General features: G+C 64.5%; 12 protein-coding genes. 3 read left to right on the top strand and 9 right to left on the bottom strand.

Annotation, left to right across the window (positions count from 1 at the left end; genetic code table 11):
* Nucleotides 1–68 precede the first annotated feature (68 nt).
* Nucleotides 69–857, top strand: coding sequence for a hypothetical protein (locus ACFWB0_RS01835; protein ID WP_378488717.1), 789 nt, complete (start codon nucleotides 69–71; stop codon nucleotides 855–857).
* A 100-nt stretch (nucleotides 858–957) separates the two neighbouring features.
* Here the strand turns inward: ACFWB0_RS01835 and ACFWB0_RS01830 are convergent, their stop codons facing one another.
* From ACFWB0_RS01830 to ACFWB0_RS01815, 4 genes are all read right to left on the bottom strand, one after another.
* Nucleotides 958–1,398 carry a VOC family protein gene (locus ACFWB0_RS01830; RefSeq protein WP_378488716.1) on the bottom strand — a complete coding sequence of 147 codons (441 nt, stop codon included), beginning with the start codon at nucleotides 1,396–1,398 and terminating at the stop codon, nucleotides 958–960.
* A gap of 131 nt (nucleotides 1,399–1,529) precedes the next feature.
* The gene (locus ACFWB0_RS01825) at nucleotides 1,530–1,949 is read right to left on the bottom strand and encodes a hypothetical protein (RefSeq protein ID WP_378488715.1); all 420 of its coding nucleotides are present in this window, start codon (nucleotides 1,947–1,949) and stop codon (nucleotides 1,530–1,532) included.
* An 846-nt stretch (nucleotides 1,950–2,795) separates the two neighbouring features.
* Nucleotides 2,796–4,895 (bottom strand): DEAD/DEAH box helicase, encoded by a 2,100-nt coding sequence (locus ACFWB0_RS01820; protein ID WP_378488714.1) that lies wholly within the window; start codon nucleotides 4,893–4,895, stop codon nucleotides 2,796–2,798.
* Nucleotides 4,892–5,056 carry a DUF86 domain-containing protein gene (locus tag ACFWB0_RS01815; RefSeq protein ID WP_378488713.1) on the bottom strand — a complete coding sequence of 55 codons (165 nt, stop codon included), beginning with the start codon at nucleotides 5,054–5,056 and terminating at the stop codon, nucleotides 4,892–4,894. The genes ACFWB0_RS01820 and ACFWB0_RS01815 overlap by 4 nt, the downstream gene beginning before the upstream one ends.
* 113 nt (nucleotides 5,057–5,169) lie before the next feature.
* On the opposite strand from ACFWB0_RS01815, the gene ACFWB0_RS01810 reads away from it, so the two are divergent.
* Nucleotides 5,170–6,024, top strand: coding sequence for an IS5 family transposase (locus ACFWB0_RS01810; RefSeq protein ID WP_378488888.1), 855 nt, complete (start codon nucleotides 5,170–5,172; stop codon nucleotides 6,022–6,024).
* On the opposite strand, the gene ACFWB0_RS01805 is transcribed toward ACFWB0_RS01810, so the two are convergent.
* The gene (locus ACFWB0_RS01805) at nucleotides 5,973–6,236 is read right to left on the bottom strand and encodes a DUF86 domain-containing protein (protein ID WP_378488712.1); all 264 of its coding nucleotides are present in this window, start codon (nucleotides 6,234–6,236) and stop codon (nucleotides 5,973–5,975) included. The genes ACFWB0_RS01810 and ACFWB0_RS01805 overlap by 52 nt on opposite strands.
* On the bottom strand, nucleotides 6,233–6,559 hold the full coding sequence (locus ACFWB0_RS01800) for a nucleotidyltransferase family protein (protein ID WP_378488711.1): 327 nt from the start codon (nucleotides 6,557–6,559) through the stop codon (nucleotides 6,233–6,235). Before ACFWB0_RS01800 ends, ACFWB0_RS01805 begins: the two co-directional genes overlap by 4 nt.
* A gap of 840 nt (nucleotides 6,560–7,399) precedes the next feature.
* Between ACFWB0_RS01800 and ACFWB0_RS01795 the strand changes: the two genes are divergently transcribed.
* Nucleotides 7,400–8,797 (top strand): GreA/GreB family elongation factor, encoded by a 1,398-nt coding sequence (locus ACFWB0_RS01795; protein ID WP_378488710.1) that lies wholly within the window; start codon nucleotides 7,400–7,402, stop codon nucleotides 8,795–8,797.
* A 21-nt stretch (nucleotides 8,798–8,818) separates the two neighbouring features.
* Here the strand turns inward: ACFWB0_RS01795 and brxD are convergent, their stop codons facing one another.
* From brxD to ACFWB0_RS01780, 3 genes are read right to left on the bottom strand one after another with little or no spacing between them, the layout of a single operon-like run.
* Complete coding sequence (gene brxD / locus ACFWB0_RS01790) at nucleotides 8,819–10,099, bottom strand: BREX system ATP-binding protein BrxD (RefSeq protein WP_378488709.1); 1,281 nt, start codon at nucleotides 10,097–10,099, stop codon at nucleotides 8,819–8,821.
* Entirely contained in the window at nucleotides 10,096–12,753 is a 2,658-nt protein-coding gene (gene pglZ / locus ACFWB0_RS01785) for a BREX-2 system phosphatase PglZ (RefSeq protein ID WP_378488708.1), read from the bottom strand. The genes brxD and pglZ overlap by 4 nt, the downstream gene beginning before the upstream one ends.
* The gene (locus ACFWB0_RS01780; protein ID WP_378488707.1) at nucleotides 12,750–16,457 is read right to left on the bottom strand and encodes a DUF6079 family protein; all 3,708 of its coding nucleotides are present in this window, start codon (nucleotides 16,455–16,457) and stop codon (nucleotides 12,750–12,752) included. Before ACFWB0_RS01780 ends, pglZ begins: the two co-directional genes overlap by 4 nt.
* Between the last annotated feature and the right edge of the window lie 160 nt (nucleotides 16,458–16,617).

The raw sequence follows: 16,617 nt of genomic DNA, 5'->3' as shown, positions 1-16,617 counted from the left end.
TCTCTGACATACCCCAGACTGGAACACCGCCGGGTCTTCGCTTCACAGATACCAGGATCGTGATCTCCATGACCAGACTCAGACGCATCACAATTGCGCTCTCCATAGGTACGCTCATCGGCGGCTGCGCGACTCCTCAGGACCCAGATCCTGCCGACGTCTTGGAAGCACTGTCTGACTTCCAACCCTCCTACACGAGCTCATGGTCCGCCGAAACCGGTATCGACTTGTTCAGCCGCGGAGCCGAACTCGTCCGCGCTTCCCTCGAAGCCGGCTGGCAGACTTCGATGTACACGTTCAAGGATTCGTTTCCCGGATACCGTGAAGCGATCGACTACCCGCACAACACCAACCGAGACATCACCTGGGGCGTCCAAACCGAGAACACCGCAAACGACCGGGTTGGCGAGTTCACCACCTACTACCACATAACTGAACTCAGTGAATCACCCACTGAAGTAACAGCAAGCATCTGCAAGGACATCGTTAACACTGAGCCAGTCATATACGACAGCCCTACCCGTCACGGCTACTCGTGGACCGTGGCACTCCGCAACACCTCCGACACTCCGGGCCTCCCCGGAATCGTCGATACCGACCCCGACAACCACGATCCCCACGCCCGCCGAACCCCGGACTGGGATGTGTTCGGCACCTGGAAAATCACCCGACTGACCCCCGACAGCCTCGACACCGAGCGGAACGTTGCTGACCCTGCCTGCACGACGTGGTGGCTGGCCAATCACCCTGACACCTTGCGGGTCGTCGACAACTTCACCTTCCGCCCGCCCGGAACTGTTCCTGGCGTCCCGCGTGCGCCGCAGTATCCCGAGTGGATCGGCCCGTCTCAGCCTTGATTTCCAGACTCAGGCAGCTCCGGGTGATCGTCCTGCGGCATATTCCCAAGCCATGTTCTGCACCAATTTCATCGACACGACGTCAGCGAAACTCATTTCGTCAGCTAAGTTGCTCGAACAGCGACACGATCATCCCTTCGGGCCCACGCACATAAGCCATCCGTACGCTGTTCTCGTACTCACCGATGCCACCGATGAGCCCGTACCCATCGGCTGCCACGGCGTCGAGAGCAGCCTGAAGGTCACCGACTTCAAAGGACACATTCCGCAGTCCGACCTCGTTGGCCATCGCTGTCGGCGATCCGGGCTCGTGGTCGGGCGTGATGAAGCTCGCGAGTTCCAGCCCGGACCCTCCGCCAGGCGGTCGCAGCATTTCGATCTCGCAGTGCGCACCAGGGATGCCGCAGACGGTCTCAACGAACTCGCCTTCCACCGATCCGGTGCCCTCCACCTCGAGCCCAAGCCCCACGAAGAACGTCGTTGCCGAGGGCAGGTCCGCGACGGTGATACCGACGTGGTCGAAACGCTGCACGTGTGCCATGAGATCCATCTTCCATTTGCGGTCTTCGGCCCGCGGTCGTTCGCAAGGTCTGGCGGCAAGACCTCGAAGAACCGAGGCCGATGCGCTGCCAGTCGAGCCGCGACACGTCGGCTTCGCCTCGACGTCGGACGTCACGAGTTCAGCGGAACGGCGTGACCATGACTACCAGTCTCTCGAGACTGCGGCTTCATCCCCTGACGCGCCCGGCCTTGGTACGGGGGTGGACCTTGCTCTCCTGCCTCTACCTGCCAGACGTCGCTCCAGTTCGCGTTCCATCGCACGGAGATTTCGATACGCGTCTGTCCGCTCGCTGTTCGGTCGTAACCCTGCTTCTGTTCGTCGCGGATACGTAACTGCACCGACGCAAGCAATTGCCGCTCACTCTTGATACCTGGATCCGCCTCGTGGGCGACCCTTTTGTTTTTCTTCGACTTCTTCTGCTGAGCCCGCTGAGCTGTCGACCGCACGGCTGCGCGCGAACCTCCAAGACGTGCTGATTGAAGTTCCCCGCCAGCTTTACCGGACTTCTTCTTCGAGGGCTTGTGCTGCACGTTGTTGAGCGTCGTCCGAGCTTTTGCAGCAGTCCGACGGTGTTGCTCCTCTTCCGAGCTGTCCGAACTGGTTGATCCGCCAAGCGGGCGTAATCCCCTGGAAGCCAGAAACTTCTCCGCCGCAGAGATCGTGCGTTCGAGTTTCGCGCAACGCTTGCAACGCCTCGGATTCGATCCGATCACTGCGTTCGCTGCGCTACACCAGCCGCATTTCACGACACTCGCGCGCGGAGCAGCCTTACGCGGGAGATCCGGGTCGACAACTCCGGTTCCCTTTGCATCGCGTGCACCCCACACGGGCGTACGTGCATTGCTCGCGGGTGCACCGGTGTGAAGGTGCACCCCAGATCGACGAACCCGAGCCATCCGACCTCCATTAGCCCAATGCGACGAAGTCCTCGACGCCTGATAGATCAGCTAGGGCGTCACACCCTGAAACATCGGTTGAAGACGCTCAGACGTTTCCCGGTTCGAAGTCGCCTGACTCATCTACCGCAATCGGGCAGGACCGTTGCCGCATCTACCGAACTCAGTACACGGCACCCTCGATCAGGGGAGGAAGATCTGGATACGGCGGGACGTCGCCAACGGCGGCTGCCGCCGGGATGATGTAGAGGGCCGCTGCGTACAAGTCGGATTCGTTACGGATGCCGGCGCACAACGGCCCGTAGGCGTGATCGGGAACACGAACGGCGAATCGCTGAGTAGGTAGGTCGTCTCGAGGTCGGCGACCCAATCCTCGACACCGTCGCCCTGATGGTTCAGCCAGCGAAGGGGAGCGACGTCCAGTCGCGTGTACACCGTCCAGTCACCCATCCACGAAATCTACGGGACTCGACACAACCCCTACTCGAATCTTCGGTAGATCATGCGCGGTGAGTCCACCACCGCCCGGGCACCCGAGCTATCACCGAGTCGCTCAGCGAGAGTGCGCTCGGCAAGTCCGGGAGGCAGCGCCGCGGAGAACTTCAATCCCGACACGGCGGTCTCCGCGACCACTGGAGCCTGCCAGACCACCTGACCGAGCGCATCGGACACATCTCGCGCGGTGATGCCGGGTAGCAGGCGCAACGACTTCTCGTCGATACGTTGCCGCGGGTCGACCAGGTGGGGCAACGACGCCTGGAGGGTTCGATTCGCGGCGGTACCGACCCAGGTCCACCAGCGTCCGGTGCCCGACGACGGCAAGGCCAGCACCGACGCATCTGCCGCGACCGACTCGGTGTAGGTCTCGCGCAGGTCGTCGAGGGTGCTTTGCGCACGCCTGGTCAAAGTCACTCCGCCAGAGTCGCTGCCGAGCAGCACCGCCCGCATTCCCTGTGCGATCTCATACGACACGCCGCCTCCGAGCCCCGACCACTTCGCGCGACCACCGGAGTCGACGGGTTCGACGAAGCAACGTCGGCGTTGCCAATCGACGTGGGTGACCACCCAGGAGCGACCCGCGAGCAACAGCACTCGTGGACCGTCGACCTCCTCGACGAGCAGATCGGTGCCGATGGTGCCGACCTCGTTGCGGCCGGCGAGCACCGCGAATTCGGGGGGCGCGCTGAAGACCGCGGTGAGGTCGGAGAAGTAGCGGCGGCCGAACCGTCGCTCGGCTTCGGGGCCGATGTGCAGGAAGTCGCCGTCACGTTCGAAATAACCTTCGGCACAGAGAAACTCCATGATTTCTCCGGCAGAATCGTCGAACACGGGCAGCGCACCCCACCACTGCTGCCACGATGAGGCTCCGATGCGGTGTTCCTGCAGGCACAACGCCATCATCTGCTGGGCGGCGATGTGCCGCGGGGATGGCGGCGGCGTGATGGGTTCGACCCACCCGCGCGACCAGCGATCCAGCATTCCCAGCGCAAGAAGTTCCTGTTCGTCGTCGAGGCACAGGAACAGGCAGTTTCGAGTTGATCCGGAGCGTCGTCCGGTCCGTCCGAGCCGTTGCAGGAACGACGCGACGGTGCGGGGTGCGCCGATCTGGATGACCCGGTCGAGGTCGCCGACGTCGATACCGAGCTCGAGGGTGGACGTCGCGACGATGACCGTGTCGCGGGCCTCGGCGAAGGCTTCCTCCGATTGGCGCCGCTCGGCGGCGGACAATGACGAGTGGGACAGGAACGTGGTGATACCACGATCACGCAGCGCGGCGCCCAGTTCCTCGGCTCGACGACGCGAATCAACGAAGACCAGCCGCTTCTCTCCCTGGTGGAGAGAGGCGATGACGGTCGCGGCGTTGGACACGGATCCGACGTAGTCGACGGTGATGTCGGGTCGGACTGCGGGCGCAGCAACGGTGGGTGCGACGACGCGCTTGGTCCGGTCGGTGAACCCGCCCTGCAGCCACGACAGCAGTTCGTCCGGGTTGCCGACGGTAGCCGACAGACCGATGCGCTGAATCTCCCGACCTGCGATGCGGGACAGCCGTTCGAGGACGGCAAGCAGGTGCCAGCCGCGATCGTCTCCGGCGAACGCGTGGACCTCGTCGACGACCACCGCCCGCAACCCCGCGAACAGGACCCGTGGGTCGACCTTGGTGGACACGAGCATCGCTTCGAGCGATTCGGGGGTGGTGAGCAGGATGTCGGGGCGCTCACGCAAGATGCGTGTGCGGGCGGATTGACCGACGTCCCCGTGCCACACTGCGGCGCTGCGGCCGAGCCATTGGGCGTAGCCGTGCAGGCGTGGTTGCAGGTTGTTGAGCAGCGCGCGCAGTGGACAGACGTAGAGCACCGAGGTGCCCTGCCAGTCGTGTTCGGCCATCGCCGACAGCAGCGGGAAGGTCGCGGCTTCGGTCTTGCCGCCCGCAGTCGGAGCCAGTACGAGCGCGTCTTCACCGGCGAGGATCGGGGCGACCGCTGCGGCTTGTGTCGGACGCAGCCCATCCCAACGCAGCGTGTTCGCGAGATGGTACTGGACTCCGGGATGGAGCTGGGCGAAGGCGTCATCGGTCATGAATCGCCCTGCTCAGGCATGATCTGCTGGATCGCGGCGCGCAGTGGAGGAAGATAGTTGACGGCGATCGCTTCGACAACCGCAGGATTCAGGCGCCAATATTCGTGGATGGCGATGTTCCGAAAGCCACTTATCTTGTACCACTCGATCTTAGAGAGCATCTGAAAACTCGGTGAGCGTCGGCGTGTGACAGGTGAGATACGGGCGAACTCCTGGTAGGTCAGTGAGTGCTTACGTCCCTGCCCTACCAGGAGCTCACTTGTCATCTTCACCTATCACGCCGTGCCCGTCATGTCCTACCCCCGATCAGCTCGGTGGACACCGGTGCGCGGTATACCCGTCATCGTCGGTGACCGACGCACAATGGACACTCCTCGAGCCCCTGCTCCCACCTTTCGGCAACACCGAAGGTCGAGGTGGCCGCCCCGAAAAGCACTGCCGTCGGGTAGTTCTCGACGCAATCTTCTACGTCGTGAGAGGCGGCATCGCCTGGCGGCAACTGCCGTCGGAGTTCCCGCCGGCGACCACCGTGTGGGCGATCTTCGCCCGCTGGGTCCGGGCAGGGGTGTGGCAGCGCATCCACGACGCACTGCGCGACCGCACCCGCGTGCGGGACGGGCGCACTCCACTGCCGTCGGCCGCGATCATCGACTCCCAATCGGTGCAGGGAGCCGACACCGTACCGCGGTCGAGTCGTGGATTCGATGCGGGAAAGAAGACCAACGGCCGCAAACGGCACATCGCGGTCGACACCAACGGGTTGCTGCTGACGGTCGCGGTGACCATGGCCGGGATCCAGGACCGGGACGGCGCGGTGCGACTGCTGGCGGCGTTGCGTGCCCGGTTCTCCACCGTCGAGCTCGTGTGGGCCGACGGCGGCTACGCCGGACGGCTCATCGGCTGGACGAAAGACGTTCTCGCCCTTGTGGTCGAGATAGTCAAGCGCACCGACGATGCCAAGGGATTCAAGGTGCTTCCCCGCAGGTGGGTCGTCGAGAGAACGTTCGCGTGGATCTGTAAACACCGTCGCTGTGTCCGGGACTACGAGACCCGGCCCGACCACCATGAAGCGATGGTCTATATCGCCATGATCGCGACCATGTCGCGCCGTCTCGCCCGTACTGCCTGACCCGAACCGGAGTATTCAGATGCGCTCTTAGGGGCCAGCGCCTTCGCGGCTGAGGTAAGCCGATTCGCGGCCTCTCCGATCACCTCGAGCTTGCGAACAACCGCGTCGTACGCCATGTCGCCGTACTTGCCGCCGAGTTCGGGCACGTACCGCTCGATGTCGGCAGCTGCGTCGAGAATATCTCGACAACGCTCATGATCAACTCGGCTCACACGTCGAGCATATCGGCGCGTGCGGACGCGGACACCCGCTCGAGCGCGACTCCACGTGCGACCACATCGACTTTCACACCGAGGAGCTCGGAGAGCTCTTCGGTCAGTCCGAGCATGGATACGACCTGCTCGTACTCGGGGGCGTCGATGCTGATCATGAGGTCGATATCGCTGCGCGGTCCGGCGTCACCACGTGCCACGGAACCGAACAGTTTGATGTCGAAGGCCCCGTACCGGTCGAGGACGGCAGCAACCTCAGCACTGCGGGTGCGCAGCAGGTCACGAAGACGTCGACTGTCGGCGGAGGGTGTCCGTTCGGTCATGTCGTGCTCCTTCCGCTGACACCGGCATGTCCAGCATAAGTCCGAGCTGCGTGCCGATGATCGACGATACCGAAGACCACCTGTATCGACGGTTGCTCGTTCCTTGGCACACGGCGGCGGCGAGGGGCCACCGATCCCACGCAGCAACTCACCGAGGACACGCACGGAAATAGCACGGAAAGGCGCTGTACCGTGCTTCGTGCGGAGCTCGTCTACAGATCCAGCTCGACATCATCTGCGCTGACGACTTCGCGTTCTACATCGGACATCTCCGATGCGATGGCAGCCCACAGTTGAGCGGCATTGCCGGATCGCGGCGGGCAGTGGCGAACAACGGGTGGTGGGACCACATGTCCCTGGCGCGTTCGAGGTCTCCACTCCGTGCAGTCCGGGTCAGCTCGAACCACCGCGGCGACCAGGTGTCCGACCAGTCCCAACCCGCGAGTCCGGGACTGATCAGCACCAAACGACCGGCCCGATCCGGATACGTGCGTGCGCAATCGATGGCGATCCGGCCCCCATGGATACCGGTCAGCGCGGTCCGCTCAGTGCTCAGCACATCGAGCAACGCAGCCAAGTCATCGGCATGGCGAAACCCCGGCGTCCGTGCCTTGCTGCCCGGATCTCCAGTGTGCAAGTGCACCCCAGTTCGACGAGCCCGAGCCATTCGCCCTCCCACCCGAGTACAACCAAGCATGTGCCCAGGCAGATACCGCGCGCCGGCGACAGGCACTGTTGCCAGTCCACGTAGAACCCCGCCACGGAACTGCCATATGACGTGCCGCTCACCGACATCGACACGTCGTCCGATTTGACGGAGTTGCACGCTACTATCGCGGAATGAAAGCACGGCGCAGCCGAATGTGGAAGTTGCGACAAAGGTTCGGGCGCTCTGCACATGCAGAGATCACGCAGGTCCAAGTTGCCGAAACAACAGTGTCCAGCGAACCGGATTCGGCGACTCTGATGAGCGACGAGAGGGCTCAGTTCGCCGTTGTGACTCCGGCCGAGGATCAGGCGATGGCCGACCTTCCGCACACTCAATTCGACCGCGAACTCAAGCAGTATCAACTCGCCGAAGAAATGCTGACCGAGCGCAAACGAGCGCTCCAAGCAAAGATGGACGAGTGCCGCGACGGCGGCGATCTCCTGGTCGACTATCAGCGCTACTACAACAGAGTTCGCCAGGTAGACGCACAGCTCGTCGGGCTGGGAGCCAACCGAAGCCAGTACATTGCGGACCGCGATCGTCTCGCGTCGTGGGGCTCCACAGACGACTGGGTTGTCGCCGGATCGATTGTGACAATCCGATATCTGGATGGCGATCAATCCACGTTCGTACTGACGGAGCGGCCGATCGACACCGAGTACGAAACCGTCTCCTACGAGTCTCCTTTGGGCCAAACGGTCAGGCGACGCAAGGTCGGCGACAAGGTCTCGCTGCCCGCTGGAGCTCCACTCGTCATCGTCGACATAATCCCTGGATTCCGCGTGGATTCAAGCTCCGCCGAGGGAAGTCCAATCGCAGCTCGAAACGGATCTACTCAGCCGATACCGCCCCACCATGCGCCCGCAGCAAGCAATGCTGACCGATGGATCGGACAGCAGCAGTGCAGCGACAAGGCCTATCGCGACGACATGTATCGCAGACGTACCGACCCGAATGTGCGATCGATCAACGAGTACGTCGATCGGCTTAGGTCTGAACATCCTGGAGTTTTCATTCCATACGTCGCGCCAACGTATGGCGGCGTGCACGCTCGGTTGCTCACGCTGATGCAAGACCCTGGCCCGAAAACCGACTTGGCCAAGCACAACGGCTCGGGAATGATCTGTCTCGAGAACGCAGACCTGACGGCAGCTCGGCAGAAGTACTTCATGGCTCAGGCCGGAATCGATGTTTCACAAATTGTTTCCTGGAACGCTTACCCGTGGGCGAAGCCTCATCCACAAACGGACGCTTCCGACCTTGCTGCGGCGGTCGCACTTCGAGGTTTCCTCGAACTCCTTCCCCACTTGCAAGTCGTGATCCTCAATGGCGTCGTCGCAAGACGCGTCTGGGGAGTGATGAAGGAGCGAGATCCACGCATCGCAGCCGGAATTTGGGAATTTCCAACCCGTCATACGAGTCCGAGAGCAGTCGATCCTGCCAAACGGTCGGTCGAGTACATCGAGCGCCTGAACCAAGACCTGGGCGCGAAGTACATCGCCGCCGGACAGAAGCTCAACCGAGCCTGAATTATCGCCGATCAGCAGTAGTCACAGATCCAGTTCGACGTCGTCGGCGTTGACGACTTCACGTTCTGCGTCCGACAGCTCAGATACGGAGATCTTGATGTCGTAGTCGCTGTACGGGTCGAAGTCGGGGTGCAGTTCGATGACGTCGAGCACGTCGACGAGTTTGCGCAGGAACAAGCGCGGCGCGATACCGACGCGGCCACCGAGTCCCCCCGCTACGGCGCCGGCGAAGCGGCGAAGGAACTCGTCATCGGCCACGTGGCGCACGCGGTCTGCATCGTCGAGCCCAGCGCAAAACAGATCCCGCACCCGACCACCAAGCTCGACAAGCCGATCGAGGTCGAACCCGGTCAGGCGCAGCTGCGGCGCACGAGGGTTGTCGAAACGGGGGTCCCGGGAGAAGTCGGTGTGCAACCGGTCGGCGAGCGGCGGCAACAACTGGATGCCCTGCCGTCCTTCGAAGAATGCGGGGGTGCCGGTGATGAGCAGATACAGGCCCGGGAAATGACCGTCGTGGACTTCGTCGACGAGCTGACGCAGCGCGTTCAGCGCCTTCGCTCGGGCGTCGGACCTCACTCGCTGCAGTGTTTCGATCTCGTCGAGGACCAGCACCAGTCCAGCGTTGCCTGCATCGGCCAGGACGGCGAGAAGTCCGCGGAGGAATCCGAGGGCGAGGAAATGGTCGAGGTCGCCCTTGATCCCCGCGCGGCGTTTCACCGCGGCCGCGACGTGGGGTTGCCCGCCGAGCCATGCGACGAGTCCGTCAGCGCCGTCGTTGTCACCCTCGGCGAGCATCCGCCGGTAGGCGCGGATCGCCATGGGGAACACGGGTGCTCGGGTCGCAACGTCGGCGAGTCTTCGTTCGAGCAGCTCGTCGACGCCGACGCCCTGCGTGGTGGCGTCGTCTTCGATGGTGAACAGCCAGGCGTCGAGGATCGGCCGCAGCGCGGACGGCGCGATCGACGCGGTCCGCAACGATTCGATGCTGCGCCGGTATACGGTCTCGAGTTTGTGCAGCGGCGTGTCGATCTCGTTGATCTGCACTTCCGCGACCGCGAATCCTCGCTTCATAGCGCGGTCGGCGAGCCAGCGGGCGAAGAACGTCTTACCGGAGCCGTAGTCGCCGCGCACAGCCTTGAACATCGCACCGCCACCGGCGACGACGGACAGCTCGGCATCCAGTTCGGTTTCGAACCGGCCGAGGCCGACGGCCAGCTGGTCGAGTCCGTTGGACGGCACGGTGCCGCGACGCAACGCGTCGAGGATCTCGCGGCGGCGGCGCGGCGACACTGCGGCTGTCATGAGCCGATCCCGAACTGTTCGCGCAGGGCCGCCTCGTCCAGGCGGACGACACCACCGTCGAGAAGCAGCACTTCGTATCCTTCGACATCGAGCACCCGCTTGACCTGCAACAGCGCTCCCCCGACACGCGCCGGAGCCAGCCCGAGCAGACCGGCAGCGCGCTCGGTGGTCACTTCCCTGGCCGGAGCCGCCAGCAGTGCGCTCAACAGCATTCGAATCTGGTCGTGGCGCACCACGATCCGCCCCGCGAGCCGGAACTGATCGGCGAACACCGCGGTTGCGAGGACCTGATCGGACACATCGACACCCGAACCGGCAGGGGCGGGTTCGTCGTTGTCGAACAGTGTCGGCGCAGTTTGCTTGGCGACCGGTTCCGGGCGCACTTCCGGTGCGTCGATCTGCACGGGGCTGTACCACCACTGCGGTTCGACGGGATCGAGCGCGGTGAGAGTCTCGGGTCGCTCCCCCGTGTGCAGGGCGAGGACCGGCACCACCACTTCCGCTGGGCTGGCACCACCGTGGTATCCGGCGTTGACGGGCCCGTAGCGGATGGTGTCGTCGACAGCGAGCACGGCGGCGCGACTGTCGGTGAGCACCCGTGGTCCGCGCACCACGACCTCTCCGTCGTCCACGCGGTCGAGATCACCGTGGGCGCGCTGCCCGTACACCGTCGCGCGGTCACGTTTGACGGAGGTGCGGCGTTCGATGATGTGCCCGTGGTCGGAGGTGATGACCACTGCTCGACCTGCCCGCTGCGCAGCCTGCAGCAAGGCGCGGAGGTGGGTGATGTTGTTGATTCCCCAGTCGGTTCCGCCGGGATCGGTGTGATGGAGGGTGTCGTCGACGAAGTTCAGCACCGCAGCCACCAGCGGACGTCCCGCGGTGTCGGCGATCGCGTTGGCGACGTCGGTGGCCAGGTCCGCGCCGGCGGGCACCGTGTCGAGGGCCTTCTTGTGGAAGATCGGGTCGGTGCGACCGGGCGCTGCCTGCAACTTCGCCTCGCGCAGCACTTTCAGGAAGCCGGTGCGTTCGGCCGTGTCGGTGCCTTCGCGGAGATCTCCGGTGAGCAGTGAGCAGCGGCTGCGCTGCGTGAGTGTGGGCAATACGGCGAGAGCGCCGGTGCGGCGGGAGTCCCCGAGGACACCGGATTCGGTCCAACCGAATTCGATTGCGACAGAGGCGAGTTCTGTGGCAGCCGCGATCGAGAGTGCGTCGACGACCACCAGCAGCGTCGGCCGTTCCTTGGCCAGCGGCACGACCACGGTCGCCATGAGTTGCTCGACGAGGGCACCCGTGGGTTGCGGTGTGTCGGCGAGGGCGGTCGCGAACCGGCGGTCGTGTTCGCGTCGACGCGCGCCGATCACGTCGATCACCCGGGTGAGCGCTTCGGCGAGGCGTCGATGGTCGGAGCCTCGATGCGCCGCCACCAAGGCAGCATCGACCCACCCGTCGGTATCGACGTAGCGACGGGTCAGTGTGTCGAGCCCACCGCTGGTGGAAGTGTCGACAGCCATCCAGCGCAAGAGCCGCACGGCCGCTTCGGCGGCACGGCAGGAGGTGGAGGTGCGCGCCGACAGGTGCTGGAGCACCTGCTGCCATGCCCATTCGACGCTGTCGATGCCGGTCTGCTTCGGGCTGTGCGCGGCGTCGTCGGGGAGCGCAACTTCGATAGCGTTGGCCAGGTCGTCGAGTCGCGCGGTGAGTCCCTGGGGAAGGAGCTCCGACCGCGCAGCGAGATGTTCGATGTTCAGGTCGCGCACATGCGTGGCTGCCGATTCGAGGACGGCGCGGCGTTCCCGTTCGGTGAGGGTGCCGACGACGAGTCCGGAGGTGTCGTCGTGCCACGCGGCGAGATCCGCGTCCTCCAGGCCTCGCAGGCCGTAATGGCCGAGGAACATGCCGCGTTCCAGATTGCTGGCAGGGTCGGTGAACAGTCCTGCGAGGAGGCCGAGCGGCACCAGCTCGGTGATGCGCTGGGATTGCAGCAACGCTGCGACGGGTTTGCCGAGTCGCCCTGCCCGCTCGGCCAGCCATGTGGTGACTGCGGTGACTACCTCGGCGCCGCCATCACTCCGGAGACGAGCGAGATCTTCTGTGACGCCAGGTCGGCGGCTCCATTCGAGGATGGCGAGGGTGTCGATCTCGGTGGCGGGATCGTCGGTGATCGACAGCGCACCGCGCGCAATCGTGGTCATGGCATGGGTTCGGGTGAGGACACCACCCGGCGCGGGAGTGAGTGCGGAGGTAGGGATCGCTGCAAGCAATCCGAGGGCCAGTGCACGGTCGTTCTGTACTCGGTAGAGGGCGGGTTCGACGGTGGTAGCTGCGAACACCGACTGCAGTGCGGCCCATGGCTCCGGGGTGAGGAGCCTGCCGTCGATGAGGTGGGAGAGAACCCCGTCTCCGAGTTCCTTGTCGTCCACGGGAGTGAGGATGACGAGCCACTGTCCGTCGGCGCGGGATTCGAGGGCTTCCCACACAGCGAGGGTGGACGGGCACGGCACGACCGTCACCGGTGTCCCGTCGTGATGGAAGCTGCCGCCGTCCCACGTGGGGGTGGCACGCAGGCCGAGAACGCCGTGGGTGTAGCGCTTTTTGACTGCCTTGTTCAGTTTCGCCGTGATGATGGGCCGGGTGGCGGTGAGGGTGTTCACTGCACCCACCACTTCACGTGCAGGCGCTTGCCGTGTTTCTTGTGGGCCGCGCGCAGGCGCCTGGCGACGGATTCGATGTCGCGGATGTCGTCGAGGGTGACGTCGTCCGGGTCCGTGATGACATCATCGTGAGAATCACCGCCGTCGTCGTCGGGATCAGGGTCGGTGTCGGTATCCGGCTCGACATGATCGCTCACCACCCACTCGACCACGCGGGTTTCCATGCGGTTGAGTTGGTCGGCAAGCGAGGTTCCCGGAGTGGTGATCAGTTCCTTCAGGTCTTTCACGATCACTCGTGCGGATCCGCCGCGCTCACCGTCGGTTTCGGCACCGGCGACGAGTGTTCCGATCAGTTTCCATTGGAAGCTGCGCAGCGCTGCGGCGTCGTGTGCGGCTTCGGTCCGCATCCGTCCGGCGGATTCTGCAGACCCCGGCACCTCTGTGGTGGCGAGGAGGTCGATGAGCGCGACGTTGCCGGCTGTCGTGGCAAGGGTGTCGAGGTAGTCGACGAGCGCGCGGGCGATGCTGACGCGGTCGGTGTCGGTGACGTCCATGCCCAAGGTGCGGTGGGCGTCAGCGAGACGCTCCGCAAGCTGACGCAGGTCCGCGGTCCTCTCCCCCGCCCTGGCGCGTACCTGTTGCGCGAAGTCGGCGACGTTCGCTCCGGTGAGGAAGGTGCGCGGGATGGTGTAGCCCAGGAGGTAGGTGGCGGTGGTGCGGGCGGCGTCCCACGCGGTCTGTTCGGGCAGTTCTTCGGCACGCAGCTCGATGCTCTCGCGCATCCGTCCGAGTGACGGCGCCGGAACGGGGGCTCCGGCCTCGAACCAGGCACGTTTCCGAAGCAGCGCCCACGCAGCGACGATCAGATCGCGCGCTTCCGGACGCAGACCCCATGCGGGGCTGACGGAGTCGATGCGGGCCTGCAGCGCTCCGACGGTGACGCGGTCGGATTCAGCGGCTGCGCGGTCGAGTTCGCCGGCCCAGTACGCGAAGGTGTCCTCTCCGAACAGGAAGTGGTCTTCGGTGGCCTTACCGACTTTGAGCGGCACGGTGATGCGTTGTGCCACTTTGCGTTCGGCGCCAGCGGTGGGTACTCGGCCTTGACGGTCGGCAACAGCCTGCTCGACGTAGCTGCGCACGATCTCGTAGTGGCGGGTGGTGACCTCGTCGTCGGGGCTGGGGTACTGCGGATGGTTCGGGTAGAGCGCGGTGAACGCCTGGTCGATGACCTTCTCGAAGGCGTCTTGCAGGTTCAGCGCCGTGGGCAGTTTGGGGCTGAAGTCCTTGCTGAGCGAGGCGAGGATCTCGGTGTGCCCGGGGTCGTCGATGAAGCGTTTCGGGTCGACGGCCTCGATGCCGTAGGCCTGTTCGAGGAGTCGCTCGAAGGCGTTGAGCGTCCCCCGGTAGAGGTTTTCGAGGATGCCGCGGGCCTGCGCTCGATCGGCCGGCGACAGGTGGTCGGTGTTCTCCTGCCAGTGATCGCCGGTGCCGCTGAACAGCCACTCGAGCTTGACGAGCAGCGCGAGGTCTTGCATGGCTTCGTCGGAGAAGAATTTCGGCAACCACACGATGGTGTGGCGGTCGCCGCCGGCGAGGAGACGGTCGATGCGGGCGATGTCGTCGGCGGCGGAGAAGCCTTCTTCGTCGAACGGGTAGTCGACGACGAGCCGCCACGTGCCGGGCCGGTTGTCGAAGTTCTGTTCGGGCACCGACGAGGCGTCACGCACATTGCCGAACACCACATCCACTTCGCGACGGGAGCCGCGCCAGATGACGGTGCGGGTGGCGCCGCCGGCGAGGTCGTCCTGCTTGGTGTCGACGCCGAGAGCCTTGTGGACGAGGGTGCGGATGAGCACCTTGCGTTTGCCGACGTTGTCTTCGCCGCGAATGCGTTCGAGGACGGAGTTGTAGTCGACGTTGGACAGCTGCACCCGGATGATCGGGTTGGCGCCCTCGGAGACGGTGATCTCCGGGATGTCCTTGGCCCATTCACGCACCACGCCGAGGACGACGCGCGCTTCTCCACCCTTCATGCGGGTCTTGATAGATCCGTGGTTGAGCGCGGCCAGCCGGGAGGCGGTGATGTCGCGCAGCGCCGGGACCTTCGGGGCGATCGCCGAGAGCAGCAGCGTCTTCGCGATCCGGTCGTGGGCACGGAACCCGGCGGGCACCGAGTCGGGGTCGGTGTCGAGTTGTTCCTGCGTCAGCTGGTGGCGGGTGAGCAGCAGCGGGAGCATCTTGTCGCGATAGAGGGATTCAGCCGCTTTGAACAGCGTGGAGGCGAGATTGTCGATGGGTTGTTCGCCGTCGACGATGGGTTCGAAGGCGTCGCCGACGGGGATGAGGTCGGAGGTGGTGAGAGTGTCGCGGCGTTCGACGAGCATCCGCTGCATCACCTTCAGGGCGGTGCGGTCGCGCTGCATCACCGAGGCGAGTTCACGGAGGGTGGACACCAGTGCCGGGGAGAACGGGTAGGTGAGCCGAAATTCCTGCTCGGAGGATCCGCGGTGTTCTTCGGTGGTGTTCATCGAGTCGCGCAGCACGTCCCACACTTCGGGGCTGCGGGTGACGGTGCGGAACGCGTCGTCGAGGGTCTGCTTGGCGTCGTCGTTCTTCGGTTGCAGCAGACGGATATTGGCAACTTCGGCGAGGTTGTCGTTGCCGAGTTCGATGGTGCGGAATCGGCCCTGCTGGTATTGCAGCACGCGGTCGGAGGCGTCCTGCTCGGCGCCGGATGCACCAGCGTCGGCGAGCCACTTGCGCAGGTCCATCTGACGGGAGATGAACGACACCAACGGGATCGGGCGCGGGTTGCCGGAACCTTCGACGAGTTTGGTGATCTTCTGCGATTCGCGGCTGAAGATCTCGTTGTTGCGGACGTAGAAGATCAGCCACAGGATCAGTTCGTCGAGGAACAGCACCACGGCGTCGTAGCCGAGCTCCTTGGCGTGTTCGGAGATGACGCTCAGGCCGCGGTCGAGGTCGACATACTCGGCTTGTTCGAGGAACGACGTGAAGTAGTTGCGCACCAGCGCGGAGACGAGTTCCTTGCGCTGATCGCTTTCCGCGGGAGCGGTGAGCGCTGCCTGATAGCGCTCGAGGGTCCAGCTGTCGACGACGAGTCCACCCCACGCGTCGCCACCGTCGGTGCTGTCGCCGCCGAGACCGGCCAGGAACGGAGCATCACCCATCCGCTCGCGCAGGTTCTCGGCGTCGGTGAGAAGGGTGTCGGACACGTGCAGTGCCGGCAGGGGGGCTTCGGGGTGGAGGCGGCGGATCTGGTCGACGTAGCCGCGGAAGATCGCTTCTTCCATCGATTTGGTGCCGAGGAAGTGGTAGGTGAGGCTGAGGATCTTCTTGCCGGCGATGTCCGCGTCGTAGCGGTCGGTGAGAGTGCGGAAACGTTCGGTGCGCAGCGCCGGGTGGTTGCCGAGCAGGGCGTAGAGCACGGCCATGAAGTGCGATTTACCGGAGCCGAACGAGCCGGCGAGGTAGGCGCCGCGCGAGGTGTTCTTCCGGACGGCGTCGGAGATGAGGGAGATGGCCGACGCGAAGTTGTCTTTGAGGGAGTCGGTGAGCACGTACGCATCGACGGTGGCACGGATGTGTGCGTCGTTGTCGGTGCTGTCGGTCAAGCGCAGCACGTAGTCGTCGGCGCCGATACGTTCGGGGATGTCGATGACGTCCCGCAGCAGGATGCTCACGCTTTCTTTGCACTCCTTCATGGTCGTTCTCGGTACGGCGGCCATATGGAGGTCGCTGCGGGGTTCATCCTGCCAAAGAACAGTGGCGTTACTGATCCCGCCCGGCTCGGGCGTGCCGTGTGCTCAGTCGGTCTCCTTCGGATGCCCCGGCTCGTATCGT

The sequence above is a fragment of the Rhodococcus sp. NPDC060086 genome (assembly GCF_042730275.1).
Lineage (GTDB): Bacteria > Actinomycetota > Actinomycetes > Mycobacteriales > Mycobacteriaceae > Rhodococcus.
Note: the sequence above shows the minus strand (reverse complement) of the source record. Positions and strands in the feature narration are given on the sequence as shown.

Coding starts and splice junctions, on each gene's coding strand:
- ACFWB0_RS01835 (WP_378488717.1), top strand. CDS start 69: ATGACCAGACTCAGACGCATCACAATTGCGCTCTCCATAGGTACGCTC.
- ACFWB0_RS01795 (WP_378488710.1), top strand. CDS start 7,400: ATGAAAGCACGGCGCAGCCGAATGTGGAAGTTGCGACAAAGGTTCGGG.
- brxD (WP_378488709.1), bottom strand. CDS start 10,099: ATGACAGCCGCAGTGTCGCCGCGCCGCCGCCGCGAGATCCTCGACGCG.
- ACFWB0_RS01800 (WP_378488711.1), bottom strand. CDS start 6,559: ATGACCGAACGGACACCCTCCGCCGACAGTCGACGTCTTCGTGACCTG.
- ACFWB0_RS01830 (WP_378488716.1), bottom strand. CDS start 1,398: ATGGCACACGTGCAGCGTTTCGACCACGTCGGTATCACCGTCGCGGAC.
- ACFWB0_RS01820 (WP_378488714.1), bottom strand. CDS start 4,895: ATGACCGATGACGCCTTCGCCCAGCTCCATCCCGGAGTCCAGTACCAT.
- ACFWB0_RS01815 (WP_378488713.1), bottom strand. CDS start 5,056: ATGCTCTCTAAGATCGAGTGGTACAAGATAAGTGGCTTTCGGAACATC.